14 protein-coding genes are annotated in these 15,379 nt (G+C 54.5%); 5 read left to right on the top strand and 9 right to left on the bottom strand.

Going from position 1 to position 15,379, the window contains the following annotated elements; translation table 11 throughout:
• Nucleotides 1–32: 32 nt before the first annotated feature.
• The gene (locus QWY27_RS04865) at nucleotides 33–974 is read left to right on the top strand and encodes a dihydrodipicolinate synthase family protein (RefSeq protein WP_290195267.1); all 942 of its coding nucleotides are present in this window, start codon (nucleotides 33–35) and stop codon (nucleotides 972–974) included.
• Nucleotides 975–1,017: 43 nt separating this feature from the next.
• Nucleotides 1,018–1,731: a ribonuclease activity regulator RraA gene (locus tag QWY27_RS04860; protein ID WP_435433446.1), complete on the top strand. Its 714-nt coding sequence runs from the start codon at nucleotides 1,018–1,020 to the stop codon at nucleotides 1,729–1,731.
• Nucleotide 1,732: 1 nt separating this feature from the next.
• Here the strand turns inward: QWY27_RS04860 and QWY27_RS04855 are convergent, their stop codons facing one another.
• From QWY27_RS04855 to QWY27_RS04825, 7 genes are read right to left on the bottom strand one after another with little or no spacing between them, the layout of a single operon-like run.
• On the bottom strand, nucleotides 1,733–2,578 hold the full coding sequence (locus QWY27_RS04855; RefSeq protein ID WP_290195266.1) for a phosphatase PAP2 family protein: 846 nt from the start codon (nucleotides 2,576–2,578) through the stop codon (nucleotides 1,733–1,735).
• Complete coding sequence (locus QWY27_RS04850) at nucleotides 2,571–3,803, bottom strand: glycosyltransferase family 9 protein (RefSeq protein WP_290195264.1); 1,233 nt, start codon at nucleotides 3,801–3,803, stop codon at nucleotides 2,571–2,573. Before QWY27_RS04850 ends, QWY27_RS04855 begins: the two co-directional genes overlap by 8 nt.
• Before the next feature lie 33 nt (nucleotides 3,804–3,836).
• The gene (locus QWY27_RS04845; protein ID WP_290195262.1) at nucleotides 3,837–4,883 is read right to left on the bottom strand and encodes a lysylphosphatidylglycerol synthase transmembrane domain-containing protein; all 1,047 of its coding nucleotides are present in this window, start codon (nucleotides 4,881–4,883) and stop codon (nucleotides 3,837–3,839) included.
• 10 nt (nucleotides 4,884–4,893) lie between these two features.
• Nucleotides 4,894–6,477 carry a glycosyltransferase family 39 protein gene (locus QWY27_RS04840; protein ID WP_290195260.1) on the bottom strand — a complete coding sequence of 528 codons (1,584 nt, stop codon included), beginning with the start codon at nucleotides 6,475–6,477 and terminating at the stop codon, nucleotides 4,894–4,896.
• A 20-nt stretch (nucleotides 6,478–6,497) separates the two neighbouring features.
• Complete coding sequence (locus tag QWY27_RS04835; protein WP_290195258.1) at nucleotides 6,498–7,226, bottom strand: DUF6776 family protein; 729 nt, start codon at nucleotides 7,224–7,226, stop codon at nucleotides 6,498–6,500.
• 22 nt (nucleotides 7,227–7,248) lie between these two features.
• Complete coding sequence (gene murU, locus QWY27_RS04830) at nucleotides 7,249–7,932, bottom strand: N-acetylmuramate alpha-1-phosphate uridylyltransferase MurU (protein WP_290195257.1); 684 nt, start codon at nucleotides 7,930–7,932, stop codon at nucleotides 7,249–7,251.
• On the bottom strand, nucleotides 7,932–8,975 hold the full coding sequence (locus tag QWY27_RS04825; protein ID WP_353958763.1) for an aminoglycoside phosphotransferase family protein: 1,044 nt from the start codon (nucleotides 8,973–8,975) through the stop codon (nucleotides 7,932–7,934). The genes murU and QWY27_RS04825 overlap by 1 nt, the downstream gene beginning before the upstream one ends.
• A 123-nt stretch (nucleotides 8,976–9,098) precedes the next feature.
• Between QWY27_RS04825 and QWY27_RS04820 the strand changes: the two genes are divergently transcribed.
• From QWY27_RS04820 to rsmA, 3 genes are read left to right on the top strand one after another with little or no spacing between them, the layout of a single operon-like run.
• Nucleotides 9,099–11,462, top strand: coding sequence for an LPS-assembly protein LptD (locus tag QWY27_RS04820; protein ID WP_353958762.1), 2,364 nt, complete (start codon nucleotides 9,099–9,101; stop codon nucleotides 11,460–11,462).
• Nucleotides 11,459–12,997, top strand: coding sequence for a peptidylprolyl isomerase (locus tag QWY27_RS04815; protein WP_290195253.1), 1,539 nt, complete (start codon nucleotides 11,459–11,461; stop codon nucleotides 12,995–12,997). Before QWY27_RS04820 ends, QWY27_RS04815 begins: the two co-directional genes overlap by 4 nt.
• Nucleotides 12,998–13,011: 14 nt before the next feature.
• Nucleotides 13,012–13,800: a 16S rRNA (adenine(1518)-N(6)/adenine(1519)-N(6))-dimethyltransferase RsmA gene (gene rsmA, locus QWY27_RS04810; protein WP_290195467.1), complete on the top strand. Its 789-nt coding sequence runs from the start codon at nucleotides 13,012–13,014 to the stop codon at nucleotides 13,798–13,800.
• A gap of 8 nt (nucleotides 13,801–13,808) precedes the next feature.
• On the opposite strand, the gene QWY27_RS04805 is transcribed toward rsmA, so the two are convergent.
• Together QWY27_RS04805 and gloA are read right to left on the bottom strand one after the other, a co-directional pair.
• On the bottom strand, nucleotides 13,809–14,948 hold the full coding sequence (locus tag QWY27_RS04805; protein WP_290195251.1) for a glycerate kinase: 1,140 nt from the start codon (nucleotides 14,946–14,948) through the stop codon (nucleotides 13,809–13,811).
• Between the two features lie 4 nt (nucleotides 14,949–14,952).
• Nucleotides 14,953–15,345, bottom strand: coding sequence for a lactoylglutathione lyase (gloA, locus tag QWY27_RS04800; protein ID WP_290195249.1), 393 nt, complete (start codon nucleotides 15,343–15,345; stop codon nucleotides 14,953–14,955).
• Nucleotides 15,346–15,379 lie beyond the last annotated feature (34 nt).

Below are 15,379 nucleotides of genomic sequence, written 5' to 3'. Positions count from 1 at the left end.
GCAGGTTTGCTACGAGACAAGGAACAATTGTAATGACCGCGAATACATTTAACGAAACCGCCGAAGGCGTCTACCTGATTACCGTCACCCCTTTCAAAGACAATGGCGATCTTGATTTGGTCAGCACTGACCGCATGGTTGATTTCTGTCTGGAGCGCGGCGTAACAGGCTTGACGATTTTGGGCATCATGGGTGAAGCCACCAAGTTGACTGCCGATGAGTCGCGTCAGTTTGTACGTCAGGTACTCGCACGCGTGCAGGGTAAGGTTCCTGTCGTTGTGGGGGCCTCTGCTGCGGGTTTTGCACCGATGAGCGAGCTCACCAAAAGTGTGATGGACATGGGTGCGGCAGGCGTGATGGTTGCGCCGCCCTCCACGGTTCGTACAGATGATCAGATTTGCAGTTATTTTGACATGGTCACTGAGACGCTCGGACCTGACGTTCCCTGGTGTTTGCAGGATCATCCCACCTCGACTGGGGTTCAAATGTCGTCAAGTGTTGTGTTGCGTATTTTGAAAAACTCGCCCACTTGCGTCATGCTCAAGCACGAAGACTTCCCCGGTTTGGCCAAGCTATCGGCCGTTCGCCAGGCGATTGAAAAGGGCGATTTGCGGAAGATTTCGATTTTGACAGGCAACGGTGGCGGTTTGTTCTTGCCCGAAGAGATGGTGCGCGGTGCCAATGGCGCGATGACTGGATTTGCGTACCCCGAGATGATGGTTGATGTGGTGAATGCCTTCAAAGCTGGAAACGTCGAACGCGCGTTCGATATTTTCGATTGCTATCTGCCTTTGGCGAAGTATGAGCAACAGGCTGGCGTGGGTTTGGCAGTGCGTAAGCATATTCTGGCGCAACGCGGCGCGATCGCCTCTGCTGCGGTTAGAAAGCCTGGTCCAAAGCTGTCTGCGCAGGATTTGGCTGACATCGCCCGCCTGATCGCCCGACAAGAGAAAAAGCTCGCGGCGCTTGGCTAAGTCGCAACATACAACCTCACAATAAGTGACTCGGAGAGTACTCATGGTAAATATGCAACTTGATCCCAAGGTAAAAGATATTCTTGCCGGAATCTCAACGGCAACGCTGACAACGATTTTGCTCAAGAAAGGATTGCGAAACGTCTGGATGCGCGGCACCAAACCTATTCGTTCGGGTCAGCCTCGCTTGGTCGCCCGCGCGTTCACGCTGCGTTTTGTGCCCGCGCGTGAGGACTTGGCGACACCAGAGTCCTGGTCCTCGCCTAAGTCCACGCGTGGCGCGATTGAAGACATGCCCGAAGGTTGTATCGCGGTCGTGGACTCCATGGGTGTTCAGGATGCGGGCATTTTCGGTGACATTCTTTGTGCCCGGATGGCCAAAAAGAAAGTGGCTGCGCTCGTGACCGACGGTGTGGTGCGTGATTTGGCTGGTGTGCTCGGCACAGGTTTGCCTGTCTGGTGTTCGGGTGCCGCAGCGCCTCCATCGGTGGCGGGTCTGACTTTCGTTGACTGGCAACAGCCGATTGGTTGCGGTGGCGTGGCAGTCTTTCCTGGTGATGTCGTGGTCGTGGATGATGATGGCGCGGTGTTGATTCCTGCAGCGATGCTGGATGATGTCGTGACTGCCGCAGAGGCGCAGGAAAAACTCGAAAGCTGGATTATGAGTCAGGTTGAAAAGGGTCATCCCTTGCCGGGCTTGTATCCGCCTAACGCTGAAAACCTTGCACGTTACAAAGCTGAGACCGGTCAGAAATAAGTCACGGTGATGCAACTGGGGGCTTGGCGCGAACAAAAGAGCGCCAAGTGAACCAGGTAATGCTGATAAGCGCGATCCCGGCGGCGACAAATTGCACCGGGCGCGTCTGCGGAAAATCGATAGTTGTTGTCAATAAAATAAATACGCCCACCAGACCAGCGGCGCTAATGATCCGCATTAGCCAGGACTGTGGCAGCAGCGCGCGCGCCGGGATCCCCTGAGTCAAGCGAGCACCGGCAACACCACTGAATATTCCAATCGAAGCCCCTGCGCAAACATCCGCTGGCCAATGTGCGCCAACCGCGATGCGTGCGATACCTGCAAGCGTCGCCACGACAAATAGCCAGCGATAAGCACCCCGCTTGTGCGCCTCCATTGCAAAATAGAATGCCGTCAAAATCGCAAACGCAGTGAGTGTGTGACCTGAGGGCATCGACAGTGAGGTGAGAGGTTTGCCTAAAATAAAAAAGCTTGCAGGGTCTAGTACCGAAGGGGGGCGAGGCATTTCAAGCGTGTGTTTCAGCACACGAGAGATGATGCCAGCGATCGCACCTCCACATAAGGCGGCTGTTAACAGGCGGGGAGCTAGCAGTAACAAGGGACAAGCTAGAGCAAATATTCCCCAACCATTACCCAGCATATTGAAGCTGACCCAAAACAGTTCTGGTAGTGCTTGCGCCCAGGCATTGATGCGCAGGAATAATTGCGGTTCAGGCGCAAACAGCCAGAGTCCCAGCCAAACGACCAGTGGAACCAGACACCATAAAAAGTCGCGTGCTTGCACCGTTGAAAGAGGGGGGTGCTGCGGGGGCTGCGTGGTCTCTCGACGCCCTCCAGGATTAAGCATTTTCTCGGGCCGCCTTAAATTGCACCGCCACTTTTTCCATCACCTGGGCAACCGAGATCGCCTGCATGCAGACGTTATCCGAGCATGGCGTCTTGCGATGATTGGCAGCGCTCACGCAAGGGGAGCAGGCGAGCTGAGCCGTGATCGGGATGGATTTGCCAAGAGAACCGTACAAGGCGGGTGTTTCAGGTCCGAACAGCACGACGGTATGCAGATTTGTGACAGAGGAAAAATGACCTGGTCCTGAATCATTCGTGACCATTACATCCGCGAGGCTGTAAAGCGCTGGGAGCTCTGAAAAGGAAACCTGTCCAGCGAAATTCAGTGCACGTTGAATATTTGCGCCTCGTCGAACATGCTCGACATAATCGAACTCAGCGGGCGAACCTGTGATCAAGATCAGACTGTCTGGCCACTTGCGATTGAGTTCAACAATCAGGGCAGAAAAACGTTCAGGTGCCCAGCGACGCTGAACAAGCAGCTCACTGGCATTTGGGTTCACAAGAAAAAGGGCGTGTCGACCAACTTCGAGGGAGCATTGCGCCTGTTGGGCCAGATATTCGATGCGCTCACGCACAGTCTGTCTCACGGCAGGATCGATCACAGCCTGTGCGATCTTGATCGCTTCATCTGGAATATGAATTTTGCTGAAGGGCGTTTCCTGCTCGGTTGAAAAAGCTGCGTGAATCAAGGACAGGAAGTTTTTTGCGATATGAATGTGAGGGTTATAGTGAACCTTGTGGGTCAGCATGTTGCCGCGCCAGAGACCTTCACCGTGGAAAATGTGATATCCCACACGGCGACGCGCGCCGCACAGACCCGTTAATAGCGCGGTGAAACGAGAAAACAGTTCAAGATCGATCACAGTATCGATCTTGCGAGCGCGCGACCAGAGTAGAAATTTGAGCGTATCGCGGGCCAGTGAGACGACAGAGCTCGAGTCGATCGTAAAGACGTTCTCTGCCGGTACGGTATTCAGAAGACTTAAGCTTGCGCGGTTGCTTTTGAAAATTAAAAAGAAAATCTCTGCGCCACGCGCTTGGGTCTCGCGCATGGCGGGATCCACGATGATGGCGCTGCCCATTTCTGACAACTCAATGAAAAGAACCTTGCGTGGCAAGGCGGGTTTGCCCGAGAACAGTCTCAAGATCCAGTCAAGGATCAGGACGACTGGCGTAAAGAGGGCGCAAAGCGGAACACCGACTCGATGGTCGATGGTGCGCATGGTGTCAACACTTAGGCTCATAGACTCGATATTCTAATGATGTTTTGAAGCGCTGGGTGCCGCACTGCCAGCATCCTCGCGTTTGCGTCTGAGCAGCGACAGCGCACCGGGCAAATACGTGACAAGCGTCACAATGCCGAAACTGATTGCTGCTAAAACTGAAATGCCGCTGTCGATATTCCAAAGAGCCAGAGTGGCCGAGAGGGTGGCCTCGCGTAAGCCCCATCCAGAAATGCTGATCGGCAGCATCATGAGCAGGCCGAGTGCCGGCATGCCAATCATCAGCGCTGAAAATGGTGCGGTCACACCAAAGGCTTTCAGACAGCACCAAAAGCTGGTGAGCGCCAATGCATGGGTGAGCACCGATATCACGATTTGTGGTACGACAGTCGGCCATCCCAGCCCGGTTTTCAGTGCAAGCATGGCTTGAGGCATGCCGAGCTTATTCAAGATCCGCTGGATCAAGTCACGGCTTGCCCGAGTCCTCAGCAAGATCGAGGCAAAGCCTGCCGCACCGATCATGCCTCCAAGCACCCACCAGCCCAGTGTCTCACCCCAAGGGGCCAGAATGGCACCACCCAGAATCAACCCGAGCGCTCCAAGAATGTTGTTGCCGAGTAAACCGAGTCCGCGATCAAGTGCGACGCTAAAAAAGCCCAGCCGCAGCCTTGGGGGCGCGCGATTTAAGTCAATCGACTCATGAAGCTCCTGGTGCAAGGTTTGTGAATGAGCCTGGGCGCGGGCATGGTAGGGTCGACTGCCCTCGACCGCGCGGTAACTGTCTCCCCCGATTGTGCTGGGGAGCCCCTGATTGATCAGGCCGCCTGCAAAGTAGAGGGTGATGTAGTCCCGGACGGGCCGATAGAGCTTGACGCTGCGCATCAACCACCCCCAGCGCAACACTGCTAGCAAATTGGTCAGCACCAGCAACACGACGGCCGCTCCAAACCATATGGGCTGAATGGCGATTTTTGTATCTCGAAGGGCTTGCCAGTCGATATTGCGCGTGGCCAACCAGAGCAGGGCGATGGACAGCGCAATGCGAATGTAAGGCCAGAGTTGTTTAAAAATGTGTTTCAAGTGGAGCGCTTTATTTAGTGGTGGGGGTGGCGCCCCAGTGACGGCAATGGTAGAAGTCAAAGCGTGAGACGTGACGGTTGAAGCGCTTGGATTCAAACGTGCCGATGAGTGAGCACGCTTCAAACTCTCCAGCCTTTGTTGGCAAGTCGAACTTTACTTGCGACCAGTTTACAAAAAGACTGTCGGAACCGGGCGGAATTTTGCCAAACCAGAGATCAAACTGATCAAATCGGTTATCTAAAACATAAACAGGCAGGGGGCGGGCATACCATGCCAAGCGACTGCCTAAGGTCCAATTGCGCACGGACAGCGAGTCGAGGTTGTGGCTGCTTGCGAGCTCACGTGCTTTGAGACCGGCTTCATCCCAGCCCCATAAATCGGCTAAAGGATTTTTACGCACCAGCGCGTGGTCTTGTGACAGACCGGGCACACCCACAAAAAAGAGGGCGGCAAAGGCGACCAAACAAATCACCGTCTGGGTGCGAATGAAAGCCAAAATCAGGGCGTGGCGACCACTTTCCCAGCGTTGCGCCAGTGCATTCGCCGCAAAAGGCGTGATCGCCAGCCACGCGGGCGCTGTCCAGTGCGGAAGGCTGCCACCCCCTCCTGACATCAGGCCAGTCACTAAAAACGGGATCAAGAAAAATAACAGCAGCGCAGCCAACACCCAATTTTTGCTTTGAATGATCTGGCGCGTGGCAAGGTATGCCCCCATGATCAATAGTGGCCCGTAGGCGACAAGCTGGATGCCGACAAAGGCTGCGAGTCTGCGAGCCTTCCAGGCGCCGCCGCTTCCGTGCTTGAGCTGGTACACAAAGGAAATCCACTCGTGCTGGGCATTCCAGTACAGGACCGGACTGATCAGGATGAGCGCGACCAGCGCTGCCACCCAAGGTCCCGGTGCAGCCAGCACGCGAAGCCCGCGTGCTAGCAGCAGCGTCACAATCACAGCGATCGCTGGCAGGATTGCGGTGTATTTTGAGAGCCCCGCCAAGCCAAGCAGCACACCGAGTGTGAGCCATAACAGCCATTCGCGTGGATTCTTTTTTGTCGGTATTTGACTTTGCGCCAGGCTGAGCGTGACCGACATGAGCAGCAGGACGAGCACCATGAGCAGACTGTCGGGCAATAAACCCACGGCCAGCACATGCATGACAGGTGCCAGCAGCACGAGTCCGACGGCCCACAAGCCGACCGATGTGCGCAAGGTGGATGAGGGGCCTGCGGCGTTCGCGATGGAGTTTTGTGCGTTTACTGTCGAATGCCCTAGCTTCAAGTCATACAGTCTAAGTGCAAGTTGTCGGGCCAGCAGACAGGCGGCCAGCCAGAGCAGCTGCGGAATCAGACGGATAACGAAGTCTGGCGCACCTGCCGCGACCAGTGGCCATTGGATCCAGCCAACCAGAGGCGGATGATCAAAATAGCTCCAGTCTGGTTTCGCTGCATACAGCACATAGTGGGCTTCATCGACTGAAAGCGTGAGCAAAAACCCAAAACCAAAATGAATGATCAGCCCAAGCGCCAGCAGCGTTTTTAAACTCAGGCGGGAGGCGATAGCGGTCGTTGTCGCGCTGCGGGCATCGTAATTCTGCACGGTGAGTCGAATAGCGTGACTTATTTGACCTGAACTGGCAGGATGCGCCAAGTCACTTGACGTTTACCGTCTTCGGCCAAGACCTTGGCATTGGCGCGCGTGGCGGTAAAGCCCGCAGGCAAATCCGTCGTCCCAGTCACATGTAAAAAGTGATTGAGTTTGATGGCGATACGAGGCAGGGTGATGGTTTCGACTTTGCCATTGGCATAACGGCCCTCAAAAGAGAGTTCAAGCCAGCCTTTGAACTCAGGCTTTTGATTGTTTTCTTGAAGCAGCCAAACGAGGTAGGACAGTTTGGTGGAGTTTTTTTCTTGGGTGAATTGACTGGTGCTGACTCCGATCGGTCCGTAGCGCGGATCATAGGGCAAGGTCCTGGCGAACAAGTTGAGCTGCTCACGCAAGGGGCCAATGAGGGACTCGGCAGTTGTCAGGCTGTTTTTCAGCTGCTTGATTTGCTCGTCACGCGTGCGAACTTCGGTGTCGAGCACTTTTTGCGACTCGTCCACGCGGGTTTGCAGGGTCTGCTTTTCAATCGATAAGTTTTTGAGCTCTTCGGTCAGCTTTTGTGTCTCGGCAAGGGACAAGCGTTTTTCACCGTAGCTGGCTTGCAAAAAAAGGACGCCGCCGCCACCCAGCAAAATACCCACTAAAAACAGGATCAGCCACCCGGGAAGACCACGTGAACCACGGCGCGTGTCATACGGTGCGGGTTTGAAAATCGCACGTTTGGGTTGAACACGTATGACCATATCTTTCTCCGCTGCGCAGGCATCAATTCCTAAGCATGCATTCTAACGTGTTGAGTCGCTCAGGGGTACCCACGTCAACCCATGCACCCTCGTGGAGTTGCCCGCAAACGGTTTGACGCGCAATCGCTTCTCGCAAAAGCGGGGCGAGTTTGGCAGGTTTGTTTGCGGGTGTTTGCCCAAAAAGTGATGGTTGGTAGACACCGATGCCCGCAAAGGTGTGTTTGACACTTGTTTGTTCGCTGACAAGCCCGCTCGCAGTCAAACCAAAATCCCCGTTTGGGTGGTGGTCCGGGTTGGGGACAAGAAGCAGCCAGGCCTCTTTCGTCGACTCGGCCAGTGAGCGTGCGATCTCAAAGGCTTGCGCTGGCTGCCAGTCGCACCAGATATCTCCATTCATGACCAAAAAAGGCGCGGTGCCCAGAAGCGGCAAGGCTGTAGCGATCCCGCCAGCCGTCTCCAGCGCGACAGCTTCGGCTGAATAGCGAATATTGACGCCAAATTGACGGCCATCGCGCAGTGAGCTCTCCAAGCGCTCACCTAGCCAGGCATGATTGATGACAATTTCGTAAATGCCAGCCGCAGCCAGTTTTTCAATATGCCATTGAATCAGTGGCTTACCTGCGACAGGAATTAAGGGTTTGGGTAAAGTATCCGTGAGTGGTCGCATGCGTTCGCCCCGACCGGCTGCGAGAATCATGGCATGCATCAGAATGTATATCCCACCTTGGTCTGTACCTGATCGAGCTCATCGAGCACGCGTAAGAGCGGTTTAAAAGCAAGATATCGTCCCGCGACTTGACGGACGTATTGATTGACGCGCGGAATATGGGCCAGATAGGCGGCTTTTCCATCGCGGTGATTCAATCTGGCAAATACACCAAGGATTCTTAAGTTTCGTTGTAACCCCATCCATTCGTAATCTTGGTGGAAGTCGGCAAAGTCAGCGGGTACGGACAAGCCGTTTTTGCGTGCCAGTTCCCAGTAGCGAATCGCCCAGTCGAGCTGCTGCGGTTCTTCCCAAGTCGTACGGGCATCCATGACAAGCGAGGCGAGATCGTAGGTAATCGGCCCAGAGACAGCGTCCTGAAAGTCCAGAATACCAGGATTTGGGCCGTGTTCCGGGAGCTGACAGCGCATGAGATTAGGTGAATGGAAATCGCGATGAACAAGGACGCGGGGTTGGGCCGCATTATGTTTCACTAGCAGGTCGAAAACTTGCTCAAGTCCCTGCAAGGCTGCTGGAGCGAGAGTCACTTTGCAATGCACCAAGACGTACCATTCGACAAATAAGCCTAGCTCGTCTTTCAGTCGAGCATCGTCATACACGGGCAGGCCTGCCGTGTCCGCTGCTTGCATGCGCACCAGTGCCGCCAAGGCTTCCCGATAGATCTTTTGCAAAGTTGCATCGTCGAGTCCCGACTGAATGCAGTCGTAGTAGGTTGTCGGTCCAAGATCTGTCAACAGTAAAAAACCCTGAGTCAGGTCTTGCGCCAATATTTTCGGAACATTGAGTTCAAGCGCGGCGAGTCTTTGTGCGACATCAACAAACGGTCTGCAATCTTCTTGAGGAGGGGGGGCATCCATCACGACAAGCGTGCCTTGGGCGGCTTTCAACCGAAAATATCGTCTAAAGCTTGCATCACTTGAAGCCGGGGCAAGACTCTCCAAATCAAGTTTCAGAGTGGCTGGGCAGTCGCTTAGCCACTTGATGAGACTGGCCATTCTGGGATCGGTTCGTGTGGTTGACATTGTTGTAAAGATTGAATGAAAAAGTGAATCTGGTAAATGGTTTAGGGCATCGCAGCAAAGATGAGGGGCTTCTCTATAATAGCGCTAGGATTGAATATATTTTCAGAGATCTTTTTTCAAAACGTGCGCATCTTTTATTCGTTGTGGTTGATGTTGGGGCTGGGTATTGCGGCTGTGCATGCGCAACCTACTCCCGCGCCCTCGACTCCAGCGATTGTAGGTCCTGGCTTGCGTCTCTCCCCACTGTTGGAGCGCAGCACGGTACCCGACAAGGAAATGCCGGCTTTTCTAGAGGGCGCGCAAATAGAAGGCGATGGTCTGGGCAATGCGAAGCTAAAAGGCAAAGCGAGCATCAGACGGCAGGATGCGGTCCTGAAGGCCAATATTATTGATTACAACAAGCGTACGGGCGTCATGGACGCGCAGATCAACGCTCGACTGATCCGGGATGGCAACGTCATCACTGGCACCAGCATCATTTACAACTCCGAAGACGGAACTGCCAGCATTGATCAGCCTAACTTCTGGCTAGACGATGGCGGAGCGGGTGTCGGTTCCTGGGCGGACGTGTTCAACCGGGATCAGATGAGCATCATGGATGTGACCTACAGTGGTTGCCCTTGTCCTCAGCCGTCCTGGTATATCGAGACTGAAAAACTTGATTTGGACTATGCCGCCAACGAAGGCGTGGCGCGTAATGGTGTGCTGTATTTTAAAAATGTCCCGATTCTTGCTTCGCCCTATCTGACATTTCCAATTAAAAAGGAGCGAAAATCCGGCTTCTTGCTGCCAACTTTCGGCAATACCTCTAATACCGGTTTTGATTACACGCAGCCTTATTACTTTAATATTGCCCCCAATTACGATGCCACGCTCCAGACACGTGCGATGTCCAAGCGCGGCGTACAACTCGGGGGCGAATTTCGCTATCTAGGGTCGAGCTACAGTGGCACGATGGCCGGGACGTATTTGTCCAAAGATCTCCAGACTGGCGAAGATCGCTGGTTATACAGCGCCCAACACAGCCAGAGCTTTGGTCGAGGGTTTTATGGTGCCTACAACGTCAATGGCGTGTCAGACCCGAAGTATTTTGATGATTTTGCAAGCCTGGGCTTTAATCAGGCTGTGATTACAGCCGTCCCCCGCCAGGTTGGTGGCGGCTGGGCTAATCAATATTTCAGTTCCAGCGTGCAAGTCTCGACCTTTCAAACCTTGTCGGGTCTGCCCCAGTACAACAAAATTCCCGAGTACACCGTCAATGCCCAGCGCTTTGATTATGGCGGGTTTGACGTACAGAGCTTGAATACTTTTACTGAGTTCCGGGCGCCGCTCGATAATCGTTTTGCTCTGGGGCCGAACGGTAGTTTGCGTTTCCGACCTGATGGTCAACGCTTGCTTTCCTATAATTCGATCGCTTATCCGATTGTGCGACCCGGCTGGTACATTACCCCCAAAGTCGCCATGAGCTTGTCCCAGTATCAGACAAACTGGTATGGCCTGGAGCAGGTGTTTGGCTATGGTCAGCCCAGCAATGGTCGGGCCTTGCCTATCATGTCGGTCGACTCGGGTATGACGTTTGAGCGCGACACCACATTCTTTGGAAAGGGCGCACTGCAGACTCTTGAGCCTCGCGCCTACTATTTACGTGTGCCCTATCGCGATCAGTCGCAGTATCCCGTATACGATACGACGCTTGCGGACTTTAGTTTTTCCTCCGCTTTTCAGGAAAATATTTTTGCGGGCTTTGACCGGATCGCGAACGCGAATCAGGCAACCTTTGCCCTGACGACACGCTGGCTCGATGCCAACTCGGGTTTTGAGCGCTTGCAGCTTGGCATCGCGCAACAATTTTATTTCGAGGATCAGCAGGTGACCTTGCCGGGGCAAATTCCTCGTACCAATACAAAATCACAGTTTCTCTTTGGCGGCAGTGCCGCGTTGACAGATACACTCAATCTGACTTCGCTCGTGCAATACAACCCTTATGCCAGTCAGATCAGTCGGGCACAAATAACCAGTCGCTGGCGTCCGCAGAGGTTGGCCACTCTTGCTTTATCGTACCGTTATCAGGTGAATCCACCGCCTTTGAGCCTTTACCAGTCGCAAGGTCAAAATCAAGTTAGTGCGGCGTTTCAATGGCCATTGACAAAGAAGTGGTATTCGATCGGGCGAGTGGATTATTCTCTCAATAACGCCACTTCACCGAGTGTGATTGATCCTTCCCGAATTGTCGCGATCCCGAAGGTGACACAGGCTGTCATGGGTCTCGAGTATAAGGGTGATTGTTGCTGGACGGGTCGAGTGGTTTTCCAGCGTTATGTGGTGAGTGTGGATCAAACCAACACGGGTGTGTTTTTTCAACTCGAACTTGGTGGCTTAGGTAATTTAGGTCAGAACCCGATGGGTGTGATTGGTCGCAGTATCCCGGACTATCAACCGATTAATCCTCCGGTTCCACGAGTGGGTAAATTTGAAAGGTACGAATGATGAGAAGCACGACCAGATTACAGCGTTGTTTGGCACTGCTGGCGTTCGTGGGTATTACGAGTTTGGCCTTGCCTGCTGCAGCACAGTTGGGTGCGCCGGCTCCTGCCGCACGCACCAACACCGCGCAAAAAGCGTCAGGGGGAGTGGATGCGGACGGGATTGTTGCTGTTGTCAATAAAGATGTGATCACGCGTCGCGAACTGGATGCCCGGGTACGGATCGCCAAGCGCGAACTCGCAGCGCAGCGTGTCCAGGCACCTCCAGATACTGTGCTGGAGACTCAGATTTTGCAGAGGCTGATCACTGAAACGCTTGAGCAGCAAGAGGCTAGAAAGCTGCGAATTGAAGTCAACGACGGGATGCTTCAGTCCGCGCTGGAAATTATTGCAAAGCGTAACAACACAACTGTCCCAGTCATACGTAAGCAGATCGAGGGCGCTGGGATCGGTTGGTCTGATTACACCGCCATGATTCGTCGCGAGCTCATGATTGAGCAATTGAGGCAGCGTGTGGTCGACAGCACCATCTTTGTGTCGGACTCCGAGGTGGATGCCTACTTGCGCGAACAACAGGCCCGCAAGGATGGTAATTTGCCTCTCTCGGTCCCACCACCGCCTGCGCCCAAGCCACCTCCACCGCCACCTAAACCTCAGGCGGCAACGCCCGCCATTATGGGCCTGGCTCAGATCCTGGTACGGGTGCCTGAAGGCTCCTCAGAAGAGGAAATCAAGGCCTTGCGCGCCAAAGCGCAAGGGCTGCTGACGCGTGTGCGTCGTGGCGAAAGCTTTGAGGAAGTTGCCAAATCTTCTTCAGATGGTCCAGAAGCGAGCCGTGGCGGGGATATGGGTGTGCGTCCGTTAAGCGGATGGCCCGATCTGTTCCTCAAAGGCGTCGCAGGGGTGCCCGATGGGCGTATCAGTAACATCATCCAAAGCGCGAATGGTTTTCACATTCTGAAGGTGATTGGTCGTGCGGGCGGCACGCCTCCCACACCGAAGCCTCAGCCACAGCCACAAGCTGCGCCGGCTCCAGGTACGCCTGGCGGACCGGTGCCGCAGGGACCTATGCCTGTTCAACAGACACAGGCGCGACATATTTTGATTAAAACCACAGCTGTCGTGACTGATGAAATCGCACGACAGCGTCTGGCGCAGATTCGTGAACGCATCGTTCAAGGCGGCGAGAATTTTTCGGATATGGCCAAGCGCTATTCGAATGATTCATCCGCTCCCCAAGGTGGCGCGCTCGGATGGTTGAATCCAGGCGAAACTGTGCCACCTTTTGACAAGGCAATGAATGCGCTCAAAATAGGCGAAATCAGTATGCCTGTTCAGACTCAGTTCGGTTGGCACCTGATTGTTGTGGATGCTCGCCGCACCCAGGATATGGCTGAACAGTTCAAGAGAAATCAGGCGCGTCAGCAAATATTCCAGCAGCGTTCGAATACGGCTTTCGAGGCATGGCTGCAACAGGTGAGAACGCAGGCCTTCATAGATAACAGGCTTGAAAAGAGTCTGCGTCAGTCCGGACGTTAGGGCGAGTGGCCTCATTGAATCAACCGGCGCATCAGGCCCGTAAACGCTTCGGCCAGAATTTTCTGGTGGATGTCGCCGTCGTGGAGTCGATTGTCCGTGCGATTGCTCCTCAACCCCAAGACAATATGGTTGAGATTGGACCAGGGTTGTCTGCGTTGACTGCTCCCTTGCTCGAACGACTGGAGCGGTTGTCCGTGATAGAAATCGACCGAGATCTTGCGCAGCGTTTACGCGAACGTTTTCCAGCCGAGCGCCTCAACATCGTTGAAGGCGATGCCCTACAGATCGATTTCGCGCAGTTTGGCGACAGGCTTCGGATCGTGGGTAACTTGCCCTACAACATTTCGAGTCCCTTGTTGTTTGCCCTGGTCGGCTGTGCTGAGCGGGTGGTTGATCAGCACTTTATGCTGCAAAGAGAAGTGGTCGATCGCATGGTCGCGCGAGCTGGCGAATCCGACTACAGTCGCTTATCGGTGATGTTGCAATATCGTTATCGCATTCAAAAACTTTTTGATGTCTTGCCCGAGGCGTTTGATCCTCCACCAAGGGTCACCTCATCAATCGTGCGCATGATCCCCTTGGGGGCGGATCGCGTCCGTGCGCAGAGCGATACCTTGTTTAGTCAGGTAGTACAACGCGCCTTTTCCCAGCGTCGCAAAATGTTACGTGGTGTGTTTGGAGAGTGGACGGCTTTGATTCCGTGGGAAACTTTAGGGATTGAGCCGACATGGCGAGCCGAGCAGGTTTCCGTGGCAGGTTTTGTCGGCATGACAGACGCGTTGTGGCAAGCGGGTGTTCGCTGAATCCCCGCTCAATGTGATTGTTGGGCCGCCATCCAGAGTCTGAGTATGTCTTGGGCTCGCGCTTGCAAGAGTTGTTCGGCATGGGCGCATGCTTGCTCGAGCGAGGTGGGGCCCGCAACCAAACTAAATGCCGCGACCATTCCGATTTTGTACAAATCTTGATAGCCTTCGCCTAAAGACCCTGCGATCGCGATGACCGGTACGCCTGCTTCTTTGGCTATTTTGGCGACACCCATTGGCGTTTTGCCATGAAGCGTTTGCGCATCCATGCGACCTTCTCCCGTAATGACGAGTGTGGCACCCTTCATTGCTTGAGCCAGACCGCCAAGCTCTGCCACCACCTCGACGCCGGGACGAAAGCTTGCTTGCATCCATGCATGTGCCGCAAAACCCAAACCGCCCGCAGCACCTGAGCCAGGTGCATGACGCAGATCGCGCCCAAGCGTTTGCGCACATAGGTCTGCAAAGTGACCAAGGGCCGAGTCCAGTCGCTTGACGTCCGCAGGTGTCGCCCCTTTTTGAGGTCCGAAAATGGCTGAGGCACCCTTTGGACCACAAAGGGGATTATTCACATCCGAGGCGATCGTGATGGGCGTAAGCTTGAGTCGAGGGTCAAGTTGGGTGGCATCGATTCGTGCGAGTCTATCCAGTGCGGCTCCACCTGGGGGTAGCGACTGGCCTTGGTCGTCAAGCAAAACGAGACCGAGTGCTTGCAGCATGCCAGCGCCGGCATCGTTGGTGGCGGAGCCTCCAAGGCCAAGCACGATTTGTTTCGCGCCTGAATCCAGTGCCTGGACGATCAGTTGGCCCACACCAAAACTGCTGGCGCGCAACGGGTCACGTTCGGCGACGGCGATATGCTCTAAACCGGCCGCACATGCCATTTCGATGATCGCGACCTGATTCGCCAGCCAGCCCCAGTGCGCATGAATAGGACGACCCAGCGCATCCTGCACTAAGCTGGTCTTTCGCTCTCCACCTGTCGCTGCCAAAATTGCCTCGACGGTTCCTTCGCCTCCATCGGCCATTGGGATACAGATGCAATGCGCCTCGGGTGCTGCTTGGCGCAGTCCATGCGCGATCGCTTGAGCAACTGCCGGGGCGGAGAGTGACTCCTTGAAGGAGTCAGGGGCGATCACAATTCTCATGGGATCAGGAGGCTGTCTTTTTTTGGATCAATTCAATTTTGTAGCCGTCTGGGTCTTCAACGAAGGCGATGACGGTGGTCCCGTGCTTCATCGGACCCGCCTCGCGCGTGACTTTACCGCCGCGTGCGCGAACTTGATCGCAGGCCTCGTAGGCGTTATCAACAGAGAGGGCAATATGTCCATAACCTGTTCCCAGATCGTAGGAGGACGTATCCCAGTTGTAGGTCAGCTCCAGAGCCGGGCCTTCACTTTCATCCTGATAGCCTACAAAAGTATTGGTAAAACGACCGCTTGGGTACTCTGTGCTGCGCAGCACGCGCATGCCAAGCACCTTGGTGTAGAACTCAATGGATCGCTCGAGATTGCCGACGCGCAACATAGTGTGCAAGATTCTCATACGTTTTCCTTAAAAGACTGAGAGCAGATCAGAA

The organism is Zwartia vadi, assembly GCF_030410375.1.
GTDB classification, from domain to species: domain Bacteria; phylum Pseudomonadota; class Gammaproteobacteria; order Burkholderiales; family Burkholderiaceae_B; genus Zwartia; species Zwartia vadi.
The sequence above is the reverse complement of the archived record's forward strand: the minus strand, read 5'-3'. Positions and strand labels throughout refer to the sequence as shown.